The sequence below is a fragment of the Bradyrhizobium sp. STM 3561 genome, from assembly GCF_045571455.1.
Lineage (GTDB): Bacteria > Pseudomonadota > Alphaproteobacteria > Rhizobiales > Xanthobacteraceae > Bradyrhizobium > Bradyrhizobium vignae.
The window spans coordinates 6,194,499-6,211,020 of the sequence record NZ_CP120695.1 but is presented as its reverse complement, the minus strand read 5'-3'; the positions used below and the strand labels follow the sequence as shown (position 1 = coordinate 6,211,020).

The following is a 16,522-nucleotide window of genomic DNA, read 5'->3' as shown; positions in this document are numbered from 1 at the left end:
TGCAGCGTGATCTCTGGAAAATCTGGCAGTCCGCCGGTCCGGCGCATGTGAAATGGCTTACAGCGTCGACATGAAATCATTGGTAGAATCCTGCAACGCACCGCTCAGGGAACCGGCGCGGCCGTCGATCCATTAACAAGGCGAGACGGTCCGGCAAGGAGTCCTGCATGCCCAAGCGCGTCCTGGCGATCGGAATCGAACCCGGCAATGCCGACTACAGCGCATTTCCGCAGCTGACGCCGGAGCTCGTGCGCGACTACATCGAGGCGCAGCTCCTGCGCCTGCGCGATCTCGGCTTCGAGGTCACGAGCTGCCTGATCGATCTCGATGCGACGGCCGAAGCCGGAGTCACGGCGGCCTTGCGCGACGAGCGCTTCGATTGCATCGTGATCGGCGCCGGCCTGCGCGAGCCGAGGGAGCGCCTGCTGCTGTTCGAGAGGGTGCTGAACCTCGTCCATCGCCTGGCGCCTGACGCCGCGATCTGCTTCAACACCACGCCTGCCGACACCGCGGAGGCGGTGCAGCGGTGGGTCGAGCCGTGAAAGCCGGCAATTGTCAGCGGTATTGGTGCCGAGCGGTCATCGGATGCACGTCGGCATTGGATCAGTTGACTGCGCGCGCATGGACGATCTCGCGCGCCCCGACCGGGCGCACGTCGGACGCGTCGAGAGTCACAACGGCAACCGTGTCCCCCGACAGGGTCGTGAATTCGACTTCGAAGGCTTCGCCTTCTTGATGCACCAGGACGACGGTGCCCACGTCACCGGCGGTTAGCCGTTCCGAAGGCACATCTCGCTTCAATACGACAAGGTCCAATTCATTAATCATCAGTACTAATCCTCCTCGGTACCAAGGTCACGTGGCATGTCTGTTTCTCAAACGTGTCCCAAGGATGCTATTCGTGGCCGGTGTATTCCGTGACGGACGTTGGATCTCGCGCCTAGATCAGCCGCATCCCGCGCAGGCTGGCATGCCCGCTCCTGCCGACGATGATGTGATCGTGCACGGCGATCCCCAGCGGCTTGGCGATGTCGATGATCGCTTTCGTCATCTGGATGTCGGCCTGTGACGGCGAGGGATCGCCGGAGGGGTGGTTGTGCACCAGGATCAGCGCGGTCGCCGACAGCTCGAGCGCGCGCTTGATCACCTCGCGCGGATAGACCGGGGTGTGGTCGACGGTGCCGGTCTGCTGCACCTCGTCGGCGATCAGCTGGTTGCGCTTGTCGAGGAAGAGCAGGCGAAACTGCTCCTTGTCGGCGAATGCCATGCTGGTGCGGCAGTAGTCGATCACCTCGTTCCAGGATGACAGCGCGTTGCGGCCGTTGACCCCGCCCTTGGCGACGCGGTGCGCCGCCGCGGCGATCAGCTTGAGCTGGTTGATCGCGGACTCGCCGACCCCGTCGACCTCGCGTAGGCGCGCCACCGGCGCATGCACGACCTCGGCGAACGAGCCGAACGTCTTGATCAGCGTCTTCGCCAGCGGCTTGGTGTCGCGCCGCGGCAGCGCCGGAAACAGCGCCATCTCCAGCAGCTCGTAATCGCTGAGCGCATCCGCGCCTGCGCTATAGAAGCGCTCGCGCAGCCGCTCGCGATGGCCGAGATAGTGCGGCGCGTCCTCAGGCTTGCTCTTGTCGTGGTCGGATCTGGCTGGCATGGGCCGCCAGCATTGCCTTGTCGAGAAAAATTTTCAATCGAGAATTGTAGTCCTCGTGACTGCCGCATCGGCTTGGGCGTGGCGCAGAACGCGCGCGGTCCAGGGATGGATGGTTACGGGGACACCGATCGCCGAGCGGTTGATGCGTCCGAGGTCGCTATCTGCATCGTGGAAGCTCATCAGGTGTTGAATCAGCGACACCGCCTCAATTGATGTGTTGCTCGCGCCTACGTTCTCAGGGGCTCAGGATTGCCCTGGGTGGGACCGTTGCGCGTGCGATGACTGGCGGCACCACATTGGTGCATTGAGACTGCCTCGGGGATTGAGGTCGGCACCTTGGCTGGCGCAAGCGAGCTCCAGATCAAGCGCATTCTGGTCGACGGAATTTCTCAAACGACAATTGCAAGTCCCCTCATCGCTTCCGCATGGGGCCGGTTACCGCCATGACGCCGACGACGATAAACGTCATGCCGGCCAGCATCGACCACGTGAAGCTCTCGCCAAGGAGCGTGGTCCCAAGCGCCACGGCGAAGCCGGCGCGCAGGTAGCTACCGCTCGTCGTTCCGAGCGGACCAAGCGTATGGATCAGGCGGAAATAGATCACCATGGCGAGCGCGGTGCAGACGCTCGCCAGGCCGAGCACTGCCATGATCGCCTGCATCGTCGGCGCCAGTGTCCAGGGCCGATCGAGCACGGCGGCGATGGGCAGCATCAGGGCCGCGGCGCAGCTCATCGCGCCGGCGGCCGTGACGATCGCGGGAAGGTTCGCGAACCGCTGCCCCCAGATCGGTGCCAGCGCGTAGCAGAAGCTCGCCGCCAGGACGGCGGCCTGCGCCAGCGGCGCGGTGGTGCCGAACCCCGAGCGCGCGTCAACTCGCATGGTGAGGGCGACGCCGGCCAGGCCCAGCGCAACGCCGATGATCTTGCGGCCGCTGATCGCCTCTCGCCCGCGTCCGGTCGACAGCGCGATCGCTAGCACGAACATCGGCGGGGTCGCATTGAGCACGCCGGCGAGACCGCTCGTGATATGCGTTTCGCCCCAGCTGATCAGGGTGAAGGGCAGCGCGCTTTGCAGCAGCCCTTGCACGACGAAAGCCGCCCAGACCGGCCCTTGGCGCGGCAGGGCATGCCCCTGCGCGAGGGCGACCAGGATCAGGAGAACGGCCGCGATCGTCACCCGCGCCGCGACCATCGTGAAGGGCGGGATCGTCGGAAGCGCGACCTTGATGAGCGTGAATGAGCTGCCCCAGATCAGGGAGAGAAGCAGCAGGAGTCCGATCTCGAACGCGAGACGGGTTTGTCTTGGTGTCGTCTGTTGTGCCTGTGTGCTCATGCGATCTGCTCCGGAAATCCATCGAGACCATGAACAGGAGCGGCGCTGCAGGCTGGCTGGATTCGGACCTCATCGCCCGGTCGAGTCCGATTTCAGCTACTCGGAAGGGCGGCTTGAAACTATGATTTGGCCATGACGACAGGCTCGGCGCATCGGCAGACGCTGCCGCCGCATCTCGACTGGGAAACCTGCGATCGGGCGCGCCTCGCGCGTGCGCGCGCTTTCGACGGCCTGTTCTTCTCCGGCGTTCGCTCGACGGGCATCTATTGCCGGCCGGTCTGTCCGGTGCGTCCGGCCCGCTCTGAGAACGTCACCTTCTATGCGACCGCGGCGGCCGCCGAGCGAGCCGGCTTTCGCCCGTGCCTGCGCTGCCGGCCGGAAACCGCGCCGGGCTCGCCGGCCTGGATGGGGACGGCGACCACCGTCGCGCGCGGGATGCGCCTGATCAATGACGGCTTTCTCGATCGCGCGACCATGACCGAGCTTGCGGAAACCCTGGGCGTGGGGCCGCGTCACCTGCTCCGCCTGTTCATGCGTCATGCCGGCGCAAGCCCGAGTGAGATCGCCGCGACGCGCCGCGTACAGGAAGCCAAGCGGCTTATCGACCAGACCGAGATGACATTGGCAGAGATTGCGTTTGCGGCCGGCTTCGGCAGCGTTCGCAGGTTCAACGACGCTTTTGCCGCGACTTACAAGAGGACGCCTTCGTCATTCCGCCGCCGGCGCCAGGACAACGCGATCAGGCGCCGATCTGCTTCTCGCCGTGCCGTTCCGACAGTGTGAAGATCTCCACGCCCGTCGCGGTGACGCCGACGGAGTGCTCGAACTGCGCCGACAGTGAGCGGTCGCGGGTGACCGCGGTCCAGCCGTCGGAGAGGATTTTGACGTGCGGCTTGCCGAGATTGATCATCGGCTCGATGGTGAAGAACATGCCGGGCTTGAGCTGCACGCCCTCGCCGGGCCGGCCGATATGGATGATGTTGGGCTCGTCGTGGAACATGCGCCCGAGGCCATGGCCGCAGAAATCGCGCACCACGCTCATGCCCTGCGGCTCGACGAAGCTCTGAATGGCGTGGCCGATGTCGCCGGTGGTGGCGCCGGGCTTCACCGCGGCGATGCCGCGCATCATCGCCTCATAAGTGACTTCGATCAGCCGCTCGGCCTTGCGGGCGATCGGGCCCACCGCATACATCCGGCTGGAATCGCCATACCAGCCGTCGACGATGAAGGTGACGTCGATGTTGACGATGTCGCCCTCCTTCAGCGGACGGTCGCCCGGCATGCCGTGGCAGACCACGTGGTTGAGCGAGGTGCAGGTCGAATATCGATAGCCGCGATACATCAGCGTCGCCGGATAGGCGCCATGGCTGAAGGCGAAATCGCGGACGAATTCGTCGATCTTCGAGGTCGGCACGCCGGGGGCGACGATGTCGGTGAGCTCGTCGAGGCATTTCGCCACCAGCGCCCCCGCCTTGCGCATGCCGGCAAAGGCATTCGGCCCATGCAGCTTGATCTGTCCGGTCTTGCGCAGGGAGGTATCGGTGGCTTCGACGTAGCTCATGCGTGTCAAATCTTCTCGGGGCTGATCTCGATATCGGCGGAAAGGCTTGATTTCACGCCCTAATTTAATGATTGGCAGCCTTCATGCAAGCCGAGGCAGAGCGTTTTCGAGCGAAGTGGCTACCGGTTCGCGTGAAGAAAACGCGTCAAAAACAAGAGGCTTGCCAGCCTTGGATGGGAAAGTGCCCTAATTCGGGACTTCTACGGTGGTTTCCACCGGCAGGGCGCCGCCGCGGATGCGGATTTCGCGGACGGGGTAGGGAACCCGGATGCCCTCGCGCTTGAACGCGTCCCACAGCGCCAGCATCACGTCGCTCTTAACCCTGTCCATGCCGTCGGGATCGGCGATCCAGAAGGTCAGCGAGAACTTCATGCCGGCCTCTGCGAACTCGGTCAAAATGCAGGTCGGCGGCTTGCCCTTCTGGGCGCGCGGATGGGCAGCAGCGGTCTCGGCAGCGAGCGTGCAGACCAGGCGGGGATCGGCGTCGTAATTGGTGCCGAAGGCGATCTTCACCAGTGTGTTCTTGTCGGTATAGGTCCAGTTGACGACCTTCTGCGTCACCAGGTCCTCGTTCGGCACCAGGAATTCGCGCCCGTCGCCGGCGGCGACGGAAATATAGCGCGTCTTCATCGCGCTGATCCGCCCGGTATTGTCGCCGATGGTGACGAGATCGCCGGGCTTCACCGATTTGTCGGCGAGCAGGATGATGCCCGAGATGAAATTGGCCACGATCTTCTGCAGGCCGATACCGATGCCGACGCCGACCGCGCCGGAGAACACCGCGAGCGCCGACAGGTCGATGCCGACTGCGCCGAGCGCAATGACGATTGCGACGGCAAGCAGCCCGATGCGGATGATCTTCACCAGCAGCACCTGCACCGACGGCGTCAGGTCGGTGGTGGCGTTGATCCGGCTCTCGGCGAAATTGCTCGCGATGTTGGTCAGCCAGAGCGCGATCAGCAGCAGCGCGCCGGCCTTGAGCGCCAAGAGCGGGGTCAACCTGAGACCGCCGAGCACGATCGCGAACGAATCCAGCAGGTCGACCGTCGCATCGAGCTGGCCGACGATGGAGAGCGCGGCGACGAACCACGCCGTGATCGACACCAGCTTGACGATGAAGGCGTTGCGGAGCACCGAGGTCACGAGCCGGATCACGAGCCAGGCGAAGCCGAGCTTGGCTGCGACCATCAGGAGATAGCTGCGGCTCGGCCAGGTCGCGTGGTACATCACCACGCGCGAGATGATCACGAGCAGCGTGAACACCGCCGTCGAGGCGCTGGAGACCATCACCCGGACGAAGTGCCGGAGCGGCAGCGGCCAGCGCATCGCCAGTGACGTCATGTCGACGCGGCTGCGAATGGCGGCCTCCGCGGCATAGGCGATGCCGGCCGCGGCCAGGATGAGACCGAATTGCAGGTAGAACCAGGGCGAGGAGATTTCCGCCCCGACGCTGCGCGCGGTCGTCTGCACGAACTCCATGAAGTCTTTGAGGTCCATGTCCATCGGTCTCGTCGGCAAAGCGGGGAGGAATTGATTCGAGGGAGCCGCAGAATCCCACAAAGGGCACGGCCCGGCCATCGATACACCGCCAAGTGAAGCGCGTTAAGGCCGTAAAATGCCGGCAGATTGCCGCGAGGAGCGGAAATGGGTTGGCGCGCGAGTCTGCCGACGATAAGGATGAAATTCCAGCGATTTGTACCCGGAAGGTGGATGGCCTCCCTCGACTCCGTCAGTCTCGCCATATTGCTCGGCGCCGTCCTCGTCATGGCCGGTATCCTGTCGAGCCTGCTTGCGCTGCGCTTCGGCGCGCCGCTGCTGCTCGTCTTCCTTGCCATCGGCATGGTCGCCGGCGAGTCCGGCCCCGGGCATCTGCAGTTCGACGACGTCCGCACCACCTATCTGGTCGGCTCCGTCGCGCTCGCCTTGATCCTGTTCGACGGCGGCTTGCGCACGCGCTTTGCCAGCATCCGCACGGTGCTCGCGCCCTCCGTGGTGCTCGCGACCGTCGGCGTGCTGCTGACCGCCGTGGTCACGGCGCCGTTCGCGAAATACGCGCTCGACCTCAACTGGGCGGAGTCGCTGCTGGTCGGTGCCGTGGTGGCCTCGACCGACGCGGCCGCCGTGTTCCTGCTGGTGCATACCCAAGGCCTGCGCCTGCGCCCGCGCGTCGGCGCGACGCTGGAGGCGGAATCCGGCACCAACGATCCGTTCGCGATCTTCCTCACGCTGATGCTGGTGGAATACATCTCGGTCGGCTCGAGCTCGCCCGGGCATGTGCTGATGGAGTTCCTCCTGGAGGCGGCGCTGGGCGCCATCGTCGGCGTCATCGGCGGCCGCCTCGTCGTGATCGCCCTCAACCAGGTGGCGCTGCCGCAGGGCCTGCACGCTCCGTTCGTGACCACGGGCGCGCTCGTGATCTTCGGCGGCTCGCAGATCATGCACGCCTCCGGCTTCCTCGCGGTCTATCTCGCCGGCATCATCATCGGCAACCGGCCGACCCGCGCGCATAATTCGGTGGTGACGTTCCTCGATGCCGCGACCTGGCTGGCGCAGATCGTGATGTTCGTGCTGCTCGGCCTTCTGGTCTCGCCGAGCCGGCTCGGCGCGAGCATATTGCCGGCGGTCGCCGTCGCGCTCGTCCTGATGCTGATCGCGCGGCCCCTCGCGGTGTTTGCGTGCCTTATGCCATTCCGCTTCAACTGGCGCGAAAAGATCTTCATCGCCTGGACCGGCTTGCGCGGCGCGGTCGCGATCTTCCTGGCCTCGATCCCAATGCTGGTCGGGCTGTCCAAGGCCTATCTCTATTTCGACGTCGCCTTCGTCGTCGTCATCATCTCGCTCTTGCTGCAAGGCTGGACCCTGGCGCCCGCGGCGCGCAAGCTGCATGTGGCACTGCCGCGCGCCGAGCGCGGCCCGCGCCGCGTCGAACTGGATCTGCCCGGCCAGCTCGAACAGCAACTGGTCGGCTATCCGGTGCGGCCCAAGAGCCTGTATTTCCGCCGCGGCCTGATCCCGTCCTGGTCCAAGCCGACACTCGTCATCCGCAACGAGAACATCCTGACGCCGACCGAAGCCGACCCGATCGCGCCCGGGGACTACATCTACCTGCTGGCCCCGCCGGAAAAGGCCGAGTCGCTCGACCGCTTTTTCGTCGACATGCAGCCGAGCTCGGCGCCCGATCCGCATCTGCTCGGCGACTTCATGGTCTCCGGCGAGCACACCCTCGCCGAGCTCGCGGAGATCTACGGCGTGAAGGTGAGCGAGGACGAGGGCAAGCTCACGCTCGCCGATTATTTCGACGTCCATCTCGACCGAGCGCCGAAGGAGGGTGCCGAGCTCGCGTTGGACGAGATCGTGCTTGTCGCGCGCTCGATCTCCGGGGGCCGCGTCAACGTCGTCGGCCTCCGTCTGCCCGAAGAAGACGAGACGCCCGCGCCGCTGACGCGCGCGCAGGCGCTGCGCAAGAGACTTGCGGAGCTGTGGACCTCGGTCGCGGGGGTCTGACGCTGCCGTAGGGAGGCAAAGGCGCCCTTGCGCCGTGCCCACCAACAGAAAGACGGAGGGCACGGCGCGAGCTCAAAGATGGCGTCGCAATTTGCGGGAACGGAACACCAGGCAGCCGTCGCCAAATCGCCGCAACCGCCGAAAGTTTCCGCTGTTCCGCCAAGTTGATAGCCGGAACGCTGCGCCGTTCCGCCCGTTCTTAGCCCGAGCAACGTCTTTGACAGGAGCAGTTCCATGCGAAGTTTCATCCTGCCTGCCATCGTCGCGATCGGCCTCGGATCGGCCGCGCCGGCGATGGCCTATGACACCGGCGACCAGATTTCCATGCAAGTCGCGCTCGACGTTGCCAGTGATCTTGGCGTCGCCACGGTCTCGCACACGAACTTCCTCGGCGATGAATGGCAGATCGAAGGCCGCGATCGCACCGGGCGCTGGATGGAAGTCGATGTCGATGCGAGGACGGGCGAGGTGCGCAACGTCGATCGCGGCTGGTAGCTATTCTTAGCCCGGATGGCGCTTCGCGCAAGCCGGGCTGCAAGTGCCTCACATCAGCACCTTCACCCCACCGAGACTCGTCACGCGGCCCTGCTTCAGCGTCACGATCTGCGTCGCGAGCTGGCGCAGTTCGGCGGCGTCGTGGCTGACATAGACCATGGGTACGTTGGCTTCATCCCGCAGCCGCACCAGATAGGGCAGGATCTCGAGCTTGCGCCCCTCGTCGAGCGCGCCGAGCGGCTCGTCGAGCAGCAGCAGCCTCGGCTTCGACAACAGCGCGCGTCCGAGCGCGACGCGCTGGCGCTCGCCGCCGGAGAGTCGTCCGGGGCGGCGGCCGAGCAGGGCACCGATGTCGAGCAGCTCGATGATGCGCCTGTGCTGGACAGGATCGGACGGCAGGCGGTTCATCCGCCGTCCGTAATCGAGGTTCTGCGCGACGTCGAGATGCGGGAACAGCCGCGCGTCCTGGAACACATAGCCGATGCGACGGCGCCAGGCCGGGACATGGATGCCTGCCGCGGTATCGTCGACGGTCTCGCCGTCAATCACGATGGTGCCGCGGTCGGGCCGCAACAGCCCGGCGATCATGTTCACCAGCGACGTCTTGCCGGCGCCCGAGGCGCCGAACAGGCCAATGACGCGGCCTTCGCTGCTGAAGGATGCATGCAGCGAGAATTCGCCAAGCTGCTTTTCGATGTCGACCCGCAGCATGGTCAGTTTCCGTGCAGCCGCGCGGTGGCGCGGCGGGCGAACCATTCGGCGGCAATCAATGCGCCCAGCGCCAGCGCGATCGAGACGATCACCAGCCGTCCCGCAGCGGCATCACCGTCCGGCGTCTGGATCAGCGAATAGATCGCGGAGGAAATCGTCTGGGTCTCGCCGGGAATGTTGGAGACGAAGGTGATCGTCGCGCCGAACTCGCCGATCGCCTTGGCAAAGCCCAGCACCATGCCGGCGAGCACGCCGGGCAGCGCCAGCGGCAGCGTCACCGTGAAGAACACCTTCCACGGCGCCGCGCCAAGCGTCTCGGCGGCCTGCTCGAGCCGGCGGTCGATCGCCTCGATCGACAGCCGCATCGGGCGCACCAGCAGCGGAAACGACATCACGCCGCAGGCGAGCGCCGCGCCAGTCCAGCGGAATGCGAAGACGATGCCGAGATGGTCGGCGAGAAAGCCGCCGACGAGGCCGCGGCGGCCGAAGGTGAGAAGCAGGAGATAGCCGGTGACGACAGGCGGCAGCACCAGCGGCAGATGCACGACGGCGTCGAGCATCGACTTGCCCCAGAAGTCACGTCGCGCGAGCAGCCATGCCAGCGCAATACCGAATGGCGTCGCGACCAGCGTTGCGACGATGGCGACCCTGAGCGAAAGCAGGATCGCCGTCCATTCGGCGGGGGAAATCTCAGACATCAAGCCGCAAATATCACGTCGTCGGGGTGACCAGGAACTTGAAGCCGTACTTTTCCAGAATGGTCTTGGCCGCCGTCGAGCGCAGGAAGGCGAGATAGTCATTGGTCTGCGGCTTGGCGGTGGTGGTCGCAGCGACCGGATAGATGATCGCGGGATGTGAATCCGCCGGGAAGGTGCCAACGATCTTCACGCCGGGCTCGATCTTGGCGTCGGTGGAATAGACGATGCCGAGTACGGCCTCGCCGCGGGCGACCAGCGTCAGCGCCGCGCGCACGCTCTCGGCCATCGCGAATTTCGGCTCCGCGGCCTGCCAGGCGCCGAGCTTTTCCAGCGCCGCCTTGGCATATTTGCCGACCGGCACAGCTTTGACGTCGCCGGTCGCGATCTTGCCGTCGCCGGCGAGCTTGGCGAGATCGAAGCCTTGCGCGATCGTCACGTCGTCGATCCTGGAATCCTTCGGCGCGATCAGCACGATGCTGTTGCCGAGCAGGTTGACTCTGGAAGGCTCGTTGATGGTCTTCCTGGAGATCGCGTAGTCCATCCAGTCGGTGTCGGCCGAGACGAACACGTCGGCCGGCGCGCCCTGCTCGATCTGCTTGGCGAGCACAGAGCTTGCGGCATAGCTGACGATGAACTTGACGCCGGTCCTGGCGGTGTAGGCGGCGTCGATCTCGTCCAGCGCGTTCTTCATCGAGGCGGCGGCGAACACGGTGATGGTCTTGTCCTCGGCCGCGGCCGGCGAGAGGGCCGCGCCGGCGAGGATGACGAAGGCAGTGAAAAGTCCTGATAGACGAAACATGGGATGCGCTCCGTGCGAGCTCGCGCGCAAGGCAGCACGCGCAAATCTGGCGTCGAATGGGTCAGATGCGACGGGCGGAAGCGCTGTTCCACGGTCCCTTGCGACGGCTTACGGCCGGCGGGGATATCGCAGTAGCGAAGATAGCAGGCCGCGCCGCTAGGTCAAACCTGGTTCGTCATCCCAGGACAAGTGCGCCTAAATCACCGCTGTCGTCCCGGACAAGCGTAGCGCTGGACAATGCGTAGCGTTGTCCAGAGCGGAGCGCCGATCCGAGATCCATAGTCACAGGCAGGTGTGGTTACGGGGACTCGGTGTGGCTTGCCGTGCCACATCGCCCGCTGTGATTACGGGGCTCGGATCGGCGCGCGCTTGTCCGGGACGACGGGCATTGCGCTAGCGTCGTTTACGGCTGCGCATCCGCCGCGTGCAGCACCGCCTTGCAGGCGGCCGGCATTTGCGCCAGCGTCATCGGCGGCTTCGGCTTTGGCGGCTCCGGCGGCGGCTTGGGATGCAGCACCGCATCGGAGAACCAATAGGCGAGATCGGCGGGCTTGCAGCCTTCGTCCTCGGCCTGTGACGGCTGGCCCTCGCATTCGCCGGCGCCCGCCGGGCAGCGCATGCGGATGTGGAAGTGGTAGTCGTGGCCCCACCAGGGGCGGATCTTCGACAGCCACGCGCGATCGCCCTTGGCCTCGCGGCACAACGCCTTCTTGATTGCGGCGTTGACGAAGATGCGCTGCACGGCGGGCTCCTGCGCCGCATCGCGCAGCACCAGCACGTGACCTGGCGTGAACACCCTGGGGTCGACATCGAGCCGGTCCGGGCGCACCATCATCACCGCCGACATGTCCTCGCGCTCCTCGCGCGAGAGCCGGCGGTCCGGCATCGGCGTCAGCCAGATGTCGGCGTCGAGACCGATCTGGTGGCTGGAATGGCCTGACAGCGCCGGCCCGCCGCGCGGCTGGGCGATGTCGCCGACCAGGATGCCGGGCCAGCCCGCGTCCTTGTGGGCTTTCGCGGCGAGCCGCTTGATCAGCGCGATCATGTCGGGGTGACCGTAGCTGCGGTTGCGCGACAGCCGCATCACCTGCCAATACTCGCCGTTGATCGGAATCTGCTCCGCGCCGCCGATGCAGCCCTTGGTGTAGGAGCCGATGACATGGGCCGGCCCTTTCGAGGGCAACAGCTTTCGCGCGAACAGCTCCTTGGCGGCGAGATCGGGATCGTTCGGGTTGGCGAGCGGCGGCAGCGGCTTCGGGTTGATGCTGCCCTTGTCCTGGGCCGGCGCGTCGCCGGCGCTCAGGCAGGCGAGCGAGAGCAGGAGGAGGGTGATGCAGCGGCGACTCATGCTGGCGTCCTTATAGCCCAATGCTGCATCAGGGTTAAGAATGAGGCCGTGAGCCGGCTATCGGCTCATCGCAGCTCGCCCAAATCGCGTCTCGAGCTCGCGGTTTCTTAACGGTGCAATAACCCTATCCTGCATTGACCAAAATTCGTGCGCGGCGTGAGGAAAATCTGCAGCTCGCATGCAATCACGCGCGATTTCGGAACTGATTCAAGCGCCCGCGCAATTTTGTGCCAGATTGATCATCGATTGCTGTGCAGGACTCAGTCTGACGGTGCCTGCCGCCGCGGCCGCGCCGCGCAAACAGGCAGCAAGCTCCGCCGCGGGCTGACGGCGGCCGGTCAAGATTACTTTTTTTTCAGACACTTGCCCCAACACTTGCGGCCGCTGGGCGCGACTGGGATGAGTGACGTTGAGTTTGGGGTTTCGAACAACGAAGAAGCGAAAGCAAAGCGTGCTTGCCCGCGCCGGCGAAAAGGCGCGCAAGCCGCGCTTCGCGCGCGCGCCGCGTGCCCTTTCCGAACGCGACCAAGTCCTGCGCAGCCGTGCCGAGGCGGAAGCCGCGATCGCCGAAGCGCGCAAATCCCATGAGCGCCTGCGTCAGGCCATCGACATTCTGCCGCAGGGCATCGTGTTTCTCGATGCCGAAGGCCGCTACGTCCTCTGGAACAAGAAATACGCCGAGATCTACAGCAAGACCGCCGATCTGTTCAAGGAGGGCGCGCGCCTCGAAGACACGCTGCGCATCGGCGTTGCCCGCGGCGACTATCCCGACGCCATCGGCAACGAGGACGCGTGGATCGCCGACCGGCTGCAAAAGCTCTATCAGCCCGGCGCGCGCCACGAGCAGAAGCTGTCGGACGGCCGCGTCATCCTGATCGACGAGCGCTTGACCGATGACGGCGGCGTCGTCGGCCTGCGCGTCGACATCACCGAATTGAAGCAGCGCGAGGCCTCGTTCCGCCTGCTGTTCGACGGCAATCCCGTGCCCATGATCATCTGCGCGCTGGACGACGAGCGCATCATCGGTGTCAACGAGGCCGCAATCGCGCATTACGGCTATAGCCGGGCCGAGTTCGAGCGACTGAAGATCCGCTCCTTGCAGGCGTTCGACAGCGAGCCGCCCTGGACCACTGATCCGACCGGCGAGGAGCAGGCCGGCCGCACCTGGAAGCACGTCAAGGCCGACGGCGCGCTGATCGATCTTGCGATCTATTCCCGCGAATTGACCTATGCCGAGCGGCCGGCAGTGCTGCTCGCGCTGATGGACATCACCGAGCGCAAGCGCGCCGAGGCGCGGCTCGCCTTCATGGCCCAGCATGACGGGCTGACCGGCCTGCCCAATCGCAGCCTGCTGCGGCAGCAGATGGACGAGATGCTGCTGCACACGCGGCGCAGCGCCGAGAAGGTCGCGCTGCTGATCCTCGGGCTCGACAATTTCAAGGCGGTCAACGACACGCTGGGGCATGGGGTCGGCGACAAGCTCCTGCGCGGCGTCGCCAAGCGGCTGCGCTCGACCTTGCGCGAGGAGGACGCGCTGGCGCGCCTTAACTCCGACGAGTTCGCGGTTCTGCAGAGCGGATTGGCGCGGCCGGAAGACGCGGTGGGTCTCGCAAAACGCCTGCTGGAGGCCATTGCCGATCCCTATCTGCTCGACGGCCATTCCGTGGTGATCGGCGCCTCGATCGGCATCGCGATGGCGCCGGGCGATGGCGATGATCCCGAGAAGCTGCTCAAGAGCGCCGACATGGCGCTGTCGCGCGCGAAAGCGGATGCGCGCGGCACCTTCGCCTTCTTCGAGGCCGCGCTCGATGCGAAGGCGCAGAGCCGCCGCAAGATCGAGGTCGAGCTGCGCGATGCGATCCAGAACGACGTGCTGCGTCCCTATTACCAGCCGCTGATCGACCTCCAGAGCGGCCGCATCACCGGCTTCGAGGCGCTGGTGCGCTGGCCGCATGCCGAGCGCGGCATGGTCTCGCCGGCCGAGTTCATCCCGGTCGCCGAGGACACCGGCCTGATCAATCCGCTCGGCGGGCTGATGCTGCGCCGGGCCTGCCTCGATGCCGCGGCCTGGCCCGACGACGTCCGCGTCGCCGTCAACCTGTCGCCGCTGCAGTTCCGCAGCGGCAATCTGCTCTCGATGGTGATGGACGCGCTGAAACATTCCGGCCTGCCGCCGCGCCGGCTCGAGCTCGAGATCACCGAGACGCTGCTCCTGGAGAAGAGCGCGCAGGTGCTGGCGACGCTGCACGCGCTTCGCGCACTGGGGGTGCGCATCTCCATGGACGATTTCGGCACCGGCTATTCCAGTCTCAGCTACCTACGCAGCTTTCCCTTCGACAAGATCAAGATCGACCAGTCGTTCGTGCGCGATTTGGCGGCCAACCGCGAAGCCCAGGCGATCATCCGCTCCATCGTCAGCCTCGGCAAGGGCCTTGGCGTCACCATCACCGCCGAAGGCGTCGAGACCGAAGCCGAGCTGAGCTGTCTCCGCGCCGAAGGCTGCCATGAGGGGCAGGGCTTTCTGTTCAGCAAGGCCCGGCCGAATGCCGAGATCATCAGCCTGCTCGCCGCACAGCGCGGCATCGATGGCGACGAGGACGCTGCGCTGGTGGCGTGAGTCGGCGCTGGCCGCTTGTTGCCTCCCGCCAAAATCACCTTCCCCACGTCTCATAATGCGTGTCGCGCGGTTGGATCTGCTGCGCGATTGCGCAGTGTCTTGCTGTCCTTCGCGGCTCATGCACTGCTCAGCATGCTGGAACAGCCTGGCATCCTAGACGCTGCTCACTTTCGCAGGGCTGGGCCTGATGAGCGCCCTGCTGATATCGCTCGCCGCAATCGATCGCGGTGTGGCTCCTGATCTCCGGCCGTTGTAGTTTGAACATGAATGCGCAGACGGGTGAGCCATGTCGGTGCAGGTAAGCCGCTCGCCATCGGAAGCCGACAGTTCGGTCCATCTCCGCTTTGGGGGCCGCACCATGAAGACACCGAAGCCAAAGCAATGGGCCGAGCAGGAGATTCGGCGGCTGGTCGCGCTCGCCCGGCGGGGCGTTGGAGTATCGAAGATAGCCGCGGAACTGGGTCGCCACGCCGGATCAGTCAGGCGAATGGCACGAACGAAGGGACTACTGTTGAAGAAGTAGCCGCCGGGTAGGGCGCTGCCTGATCGAGGAGGCGCGCGGACGTGGCTCTACAGCCCGAAGCCTCGGCCGATGTCGCGCATAAGACTGAGCGCAGCCTCGGTATTGCGACCATAGAAGAGCGCTCGATCGAGCTGAGAAAAGATGCCCATTCCGAATAGCGCTATAGCGATGCCTCTAAGCATGGTTGTGGACCGGGTTTGAACGATGCTGCGAAAGTTCAAAACGGCCCCAGCCGCAGGATGGGGGTAACAGCCGGGGCCGGCATTCCCATTCCAATGTGCCGCACGGCGGCGGGCGGCACTCTTCAGCTTAGACACACGGAAGCTAACAAATCATTTTATTCCGCACTCACCCCGTGAGGGCCGCGGCCGGTTTCGTGATGTCGGGCTCTCGATCGGGCGGCGAGCCAACCGAGCAACGTTCGAAATCCTCGAACGGCGCATCCCTGGCCAAATGCTCCCAATATTCAGCTTCGGCGAGCAGTTTCCAACTTCGATCAGGATGACGCGCGGCTGTCTGGCGGCACAACACTGCCATCGCGCGCAGGCGACCCGCAGTATCCATCTACTCCTCCCGTTATTCTCGTCGATTATTCTTGTTGATTGCACAGTATTTTCATTTTTTGCGTCGGAGTCATTACGATTATGACATAAAACTAATTTTCACCTCTCGAAGCGCGTTTTGATTTTCGTTACGCTTTAAATCGCGCTTCGAGCACAACGGGCGCAATCCAGCCGGTGGGATTGGCGGAGCGAAGCGAAACCCATCAAACTTCATTCTTGCGAATTGGAACGGGCAAGAACGCGAACCTGCGTCCCGCCCGCTAGGGCGAAGCGGTTTCGCGAAGGGCTCAATCCATCTTGCGGGCGCGCTCGTCCTCCTGGCCGGGACATGGCGACCGGATGGTGGATTGGTCCGTCATCGTCGTGCCTGAATTGAACCTGTTCGGCTTCCGCCTGCACCAACGGCGCGTAGGTCCGTGATATCAGCGACGAAGGAAGGCGCGATGAAGGCCGTGAAAGCATCGATCCGTGTTGCAGTCACAGCGCTTGCTTCTGGCGGCGCTCTATGCGCGTCAGGGGCGTAACGCCGAGGCCGAGCGGCTGTTCAAGCGCTCGGTGGCCACATTCGAGAAAACCCTCGGCCCCAACCATCCGGATCTCGCCGGCGTCCTGGACAACCTCGCCGGTCTCTATAAGGATCAGGGCCGCTATGCTGATGCCCGGCAGGTCCTGAAACGGTCGATGGCCATCCGAGAGAAGACAAGACCGATCTGACG

At 65.0% G+C, this 16,522-nt stretch carries 15 protein-coding genes; 6 read left to right on the top strand and 9 right to left on the bottom strand.

Annotated elements, in window-relative coordinates; all coding sequences use genetic code 11:
* The first annotated feature begins 167 nt into the window (after positions 1–167).
* Entirely contained in the window at positions 168–542 is a 375-nt protein-coding gene (locus P6U28_RS29505; RefSeq protein WP_122400647.1) for a hypothetical protein, read from the top strand.
* Between the two features lie 61 nt (positions 543–603).
* Here the strand turns inward: P6U28_RS29505 and P6U28_RS29500 are convergent, their stop codons facing one another.
* The 3 genes from P6U28_RS29500 to P6U28_RS29490 form a co-directional block, all read right to left on the bottom strand.
* The gene (locus P6U28_RS29500; RefSeq protein ID WP_122400648.1) at positions 604–828 is read right to left on the bottom strand and encodes a DUF4926 domain-containing protein; all 225 of its coding nucleotides are present in this window, start codon (positions 826–828) and stop codon (positions 604–606) included.
* Between the two features lie 112 nt (positions 829–940).
* A complete protein-coding gene (gene radC / locus P6U28_RS29495; protein ID WP_122400649.1) occupies positions 941–1,654 on the bottom strand; it encodes a DNA repair protein RadC in 714 nt (237 codons plus the stop codon).
* Positions 1,655–2,066: 412 nt separating this feature from the next.
* Positions 2,067–2,987 carry a DMT family transporter gene (locus P6U28_RS29490; RefSeq protein WP_407120340.1) on the bottom strand — a complete coding sequence of 307 codons (921 nt, stop codon included), beginning with the start codon at positions 2,985–2,987 and terminating at the stop codon, positions 2,067–2,069.
* Between the two features lie 132 nt (positions 2,988–3,119).
* Between P6U28_RS29490 and P6U28_RS29485 the strand changes: the two genes are divergently transcribed.
* Positions 3,120–3,770, top strand: a complete 651-nt coding sequence (locus P6U28_RS29485; protein WP_407120339.1) for a bifunctional transcriptional activator/DNA repair enzyme AdaA — start codon at positions 3,120–3,122, stop codon at positions 3,768–3,770.
* On the opposite strand, the gene map is transcribed toward P6U28_RS29485, so the two are convergent.
* A complete protein-coding gene (map, locus tag P6U28_RS29480; RefSeq protein WP_122400653.1) occupies positions 3,727–4,548 on the bottom strand; it encodes a type I methionyl aminopeptidase in 822 nt (273 codons plus the stop codon). The genes P6U28_RS29485 and map overlap by 44 nt on opposite strands.
* Before the next feature lie 186 nt (positions 4,549–4,734).
* On the bottom strand, positions 4,735–6,051 hold the full coding sequence (locus P6U28_RS29475; protein WP_122400654.1) for a mechanosensitive ion channel family protein: 1,317 nt from the start codon (positions 6,049–6,051) through the stop codon (positions 4,735–4,737).
* Between the two features lie 207 nt (positions 6,052–6,258).
* On the opposite strand from P6U28_RS29475, the gene P6U28_RS29470 reads away from it, so the two are divergent.
* Together P6U28_RS29470 and P6U28_RS29465 are read left to right on the top strand one after the other, a co-directional pair.
* Positions 6,259–8,052: a potassium/proton antiporter gene (locus P6U28_RS29470; protein ID WP_407120338.1), complete on the top strand. Its 1,794-nt coding sequence runs from the start codon at positions 6,259–6,261 to the stop codon at positions 8,050–8,052.
* A gap of 234 nt (positions 8,053–8,286) precedes the next feature.
* Positions 8,287–8,547, top strand: a complete 261-nt coding sequence (locus P6U28_RS29465) for a PepSY domain-containing protein (RefSeq protein WP_260387703.1) — start codon at positions 8,287–8,289, stop codon at positions 8,545–8,547.
* A gap of 48 nt (positions 8,548–8,595) precedes the next feature.
* Here the strand turns inward: P6U28_RS29465 and modC are convergent, their stop codons facing one another.
* The 4 genes from modC to mepA form a co-directional block, all read right to left on the bottom strand.
* Positions 8,596–9,258, bottom strand: a complete 663-nt coding sequence (gene modC / locus P6U28_RS29460) for a molybdenum ABC transporter ATP-binding protein (protein WP_407120337.1) — start codon at positions 9,256–9,258, stop codon at positions 8,596–8,598.
* A 2-nt stretch (positions 9,259–9,260) separates the two neighbouring features.
* A complete protein-coding gene (gene modB, locus P6U28_RS29455; RefSeq protein ID WP_122400658.1) occupies positions 9,261–9,956 on the bottom strand; it encodes a molybdate ABC transporter permease subunit in 696 nt (231 codons plus the stop codon).
* Between the two features lie 13 nt (positions 9,957–9,969).
* Positions 9,970–10,755, bottom strand: coding sequence for a molybdate ABC transporter substrate-binding protein (gene modA, locus P6U28_RS29450; protein ID WP_122400659.1), 786 nt, complete (start codon positions 10,753–10,755; stop codon positions 9,970–9,972).
* Positions 10,756–11,158: 403 nt separating this feature from the next.
* Positions 11,159–12,103 carry a penicillin-insensitive murein endopeptidase gene (gene mepA, locus P6U28_RS29445; protein WP_129143436.1) on the bottom strand — a complete coding sequence of 315 codons (945 nt, stop codon included), beginning with the start codon at positions 12,101–12,103 and terminating at the stop codon, positions 11,159–11,161.
* Positions 12,104–12,554: 451 nt separating this feature from the next.
* Here mepA and P6U28_RS29440 point away from each other — a divergent pair, with 451 nt between their 5' ends.
* Complete coding sequence (locus P6U28_RS29440; RefSeq protein ID WP_407120336.1) at positions 12,555–14,720, top strand: EAL domain-containing protein; 2,166 nt, start codon at positions 12,555–12,557, stop codon at positions 14,718–14,720.
* Between the two features lie 1,572 nt (positions 14,721–16,292).
* Complete coding sequence (locus tag P6U28_RS29435; RefSeq protein WP_407120335.1) at positions 16,293–16,520, top strand: tetratricopeptide repeat protein; 228 nt, start codon at positions 16,293–16,295, stop codon at positions 16,518–16,520.
* Positions 16,521–16,522 lie beyond the last annotated feature (2 nt).

What these genes read in the sequence shown, in the direction of transcription:
- P6U28_RS29505 (WP_122400647.1), top strand. Translation starts at nt 168, where the DNA reads ATGCCCAAGCGCGTCCTGGCGATCGGAATCGAACCCGGCAATGCCGAC.
- P6U28_RS29500 (WP_122400648.1), bottom strand. Translation starts at nt 828, where the DNA reads ATGATTAATGAATTGGACCTTGTCGTATTGAAGCGAGATGTGCCTTCG.
- radC (WP_122400649.1), bottom strand. Translation starts at nt 1,654, where the DNA reads ATGCCAGCCAGATCCGACCACGACAAGAGCAAGCCTGAGGACGCGCCG.
- P6U28_RS29490 (WP_407120340.1), bottom strand. Translation starts at nt 2,987, where the DNA reads ATGAGCACACAGGCACAACAGACGACACCAAGACAAACCCGTCTCGCG.
- P6U28_RS29485 (WP_407120339.1), top strand. Translation starts at nt 3,120, where the DNA reads ATGACGACAGGCTCGGCGCATCGGCAGACGCTGCCGCCGCATCTCGAC.
- map (WP_122400653.1), bottom strand. Translation starts at nt 4,548, where the DNA reads ATGAGCTACGTCGAAGCCACCGATACCTCCCTGCGCAAGACCGGACAG.
- P6U28_RS29475 (WP_122400654.1), bottom strand. Translation starts at nt 6,051, where the DNA reads ATGGACATGGACCTCAAAGACTTCATGGAGTTCGTGCAGACGACCGCG.
- P6U28_RS29470 (WP_407120338.1), top strand. Translation starts at nt 6,259, where the DNA reads ATGGCCTCCCTCGACTCCGTCAGTCTCGCCATATTGCTCGGCGCCGTC.
- P6U28_RS29465 (WP_260387703.1), top strand. Translation starts at nt 8,287, where the DNA reads ATGCGAAGTTTCATCCTGCCTGCCATCGTCGCGATCGGCCTCGGATCG.
- modC (WP_407120337.1), bottom strand. Translation starts at nt 9,258, where the DNA reads ATGCTGCGGGTCGACATCGAAAAGCAGCTTGGCGAATTCTCGCTGCAT.
- modB (WP_122400658.1), bottom strand. Translation starts at nt 9,956, where the DNA reads ATGTCTGAGATTTCCCCCGCCGAATGGACGGCGATCCTGCTTTCGCTC.
- modA (WP_122400659.1), bottom strand. Translation starts at nt 10,755, where the DNA reads ATGTTTCGTCTATCAGGACTTTTCACTGCCTTCGTCATCCTCGCCGGC.
- mepA (WP_129143436.1), bottom strand. Translation starts at nt 12,103, where the DNA reads ATGAGTCGCCGCTGCATCACCCTCCTCCTGCTCTCGCTCGCCTGCCTG.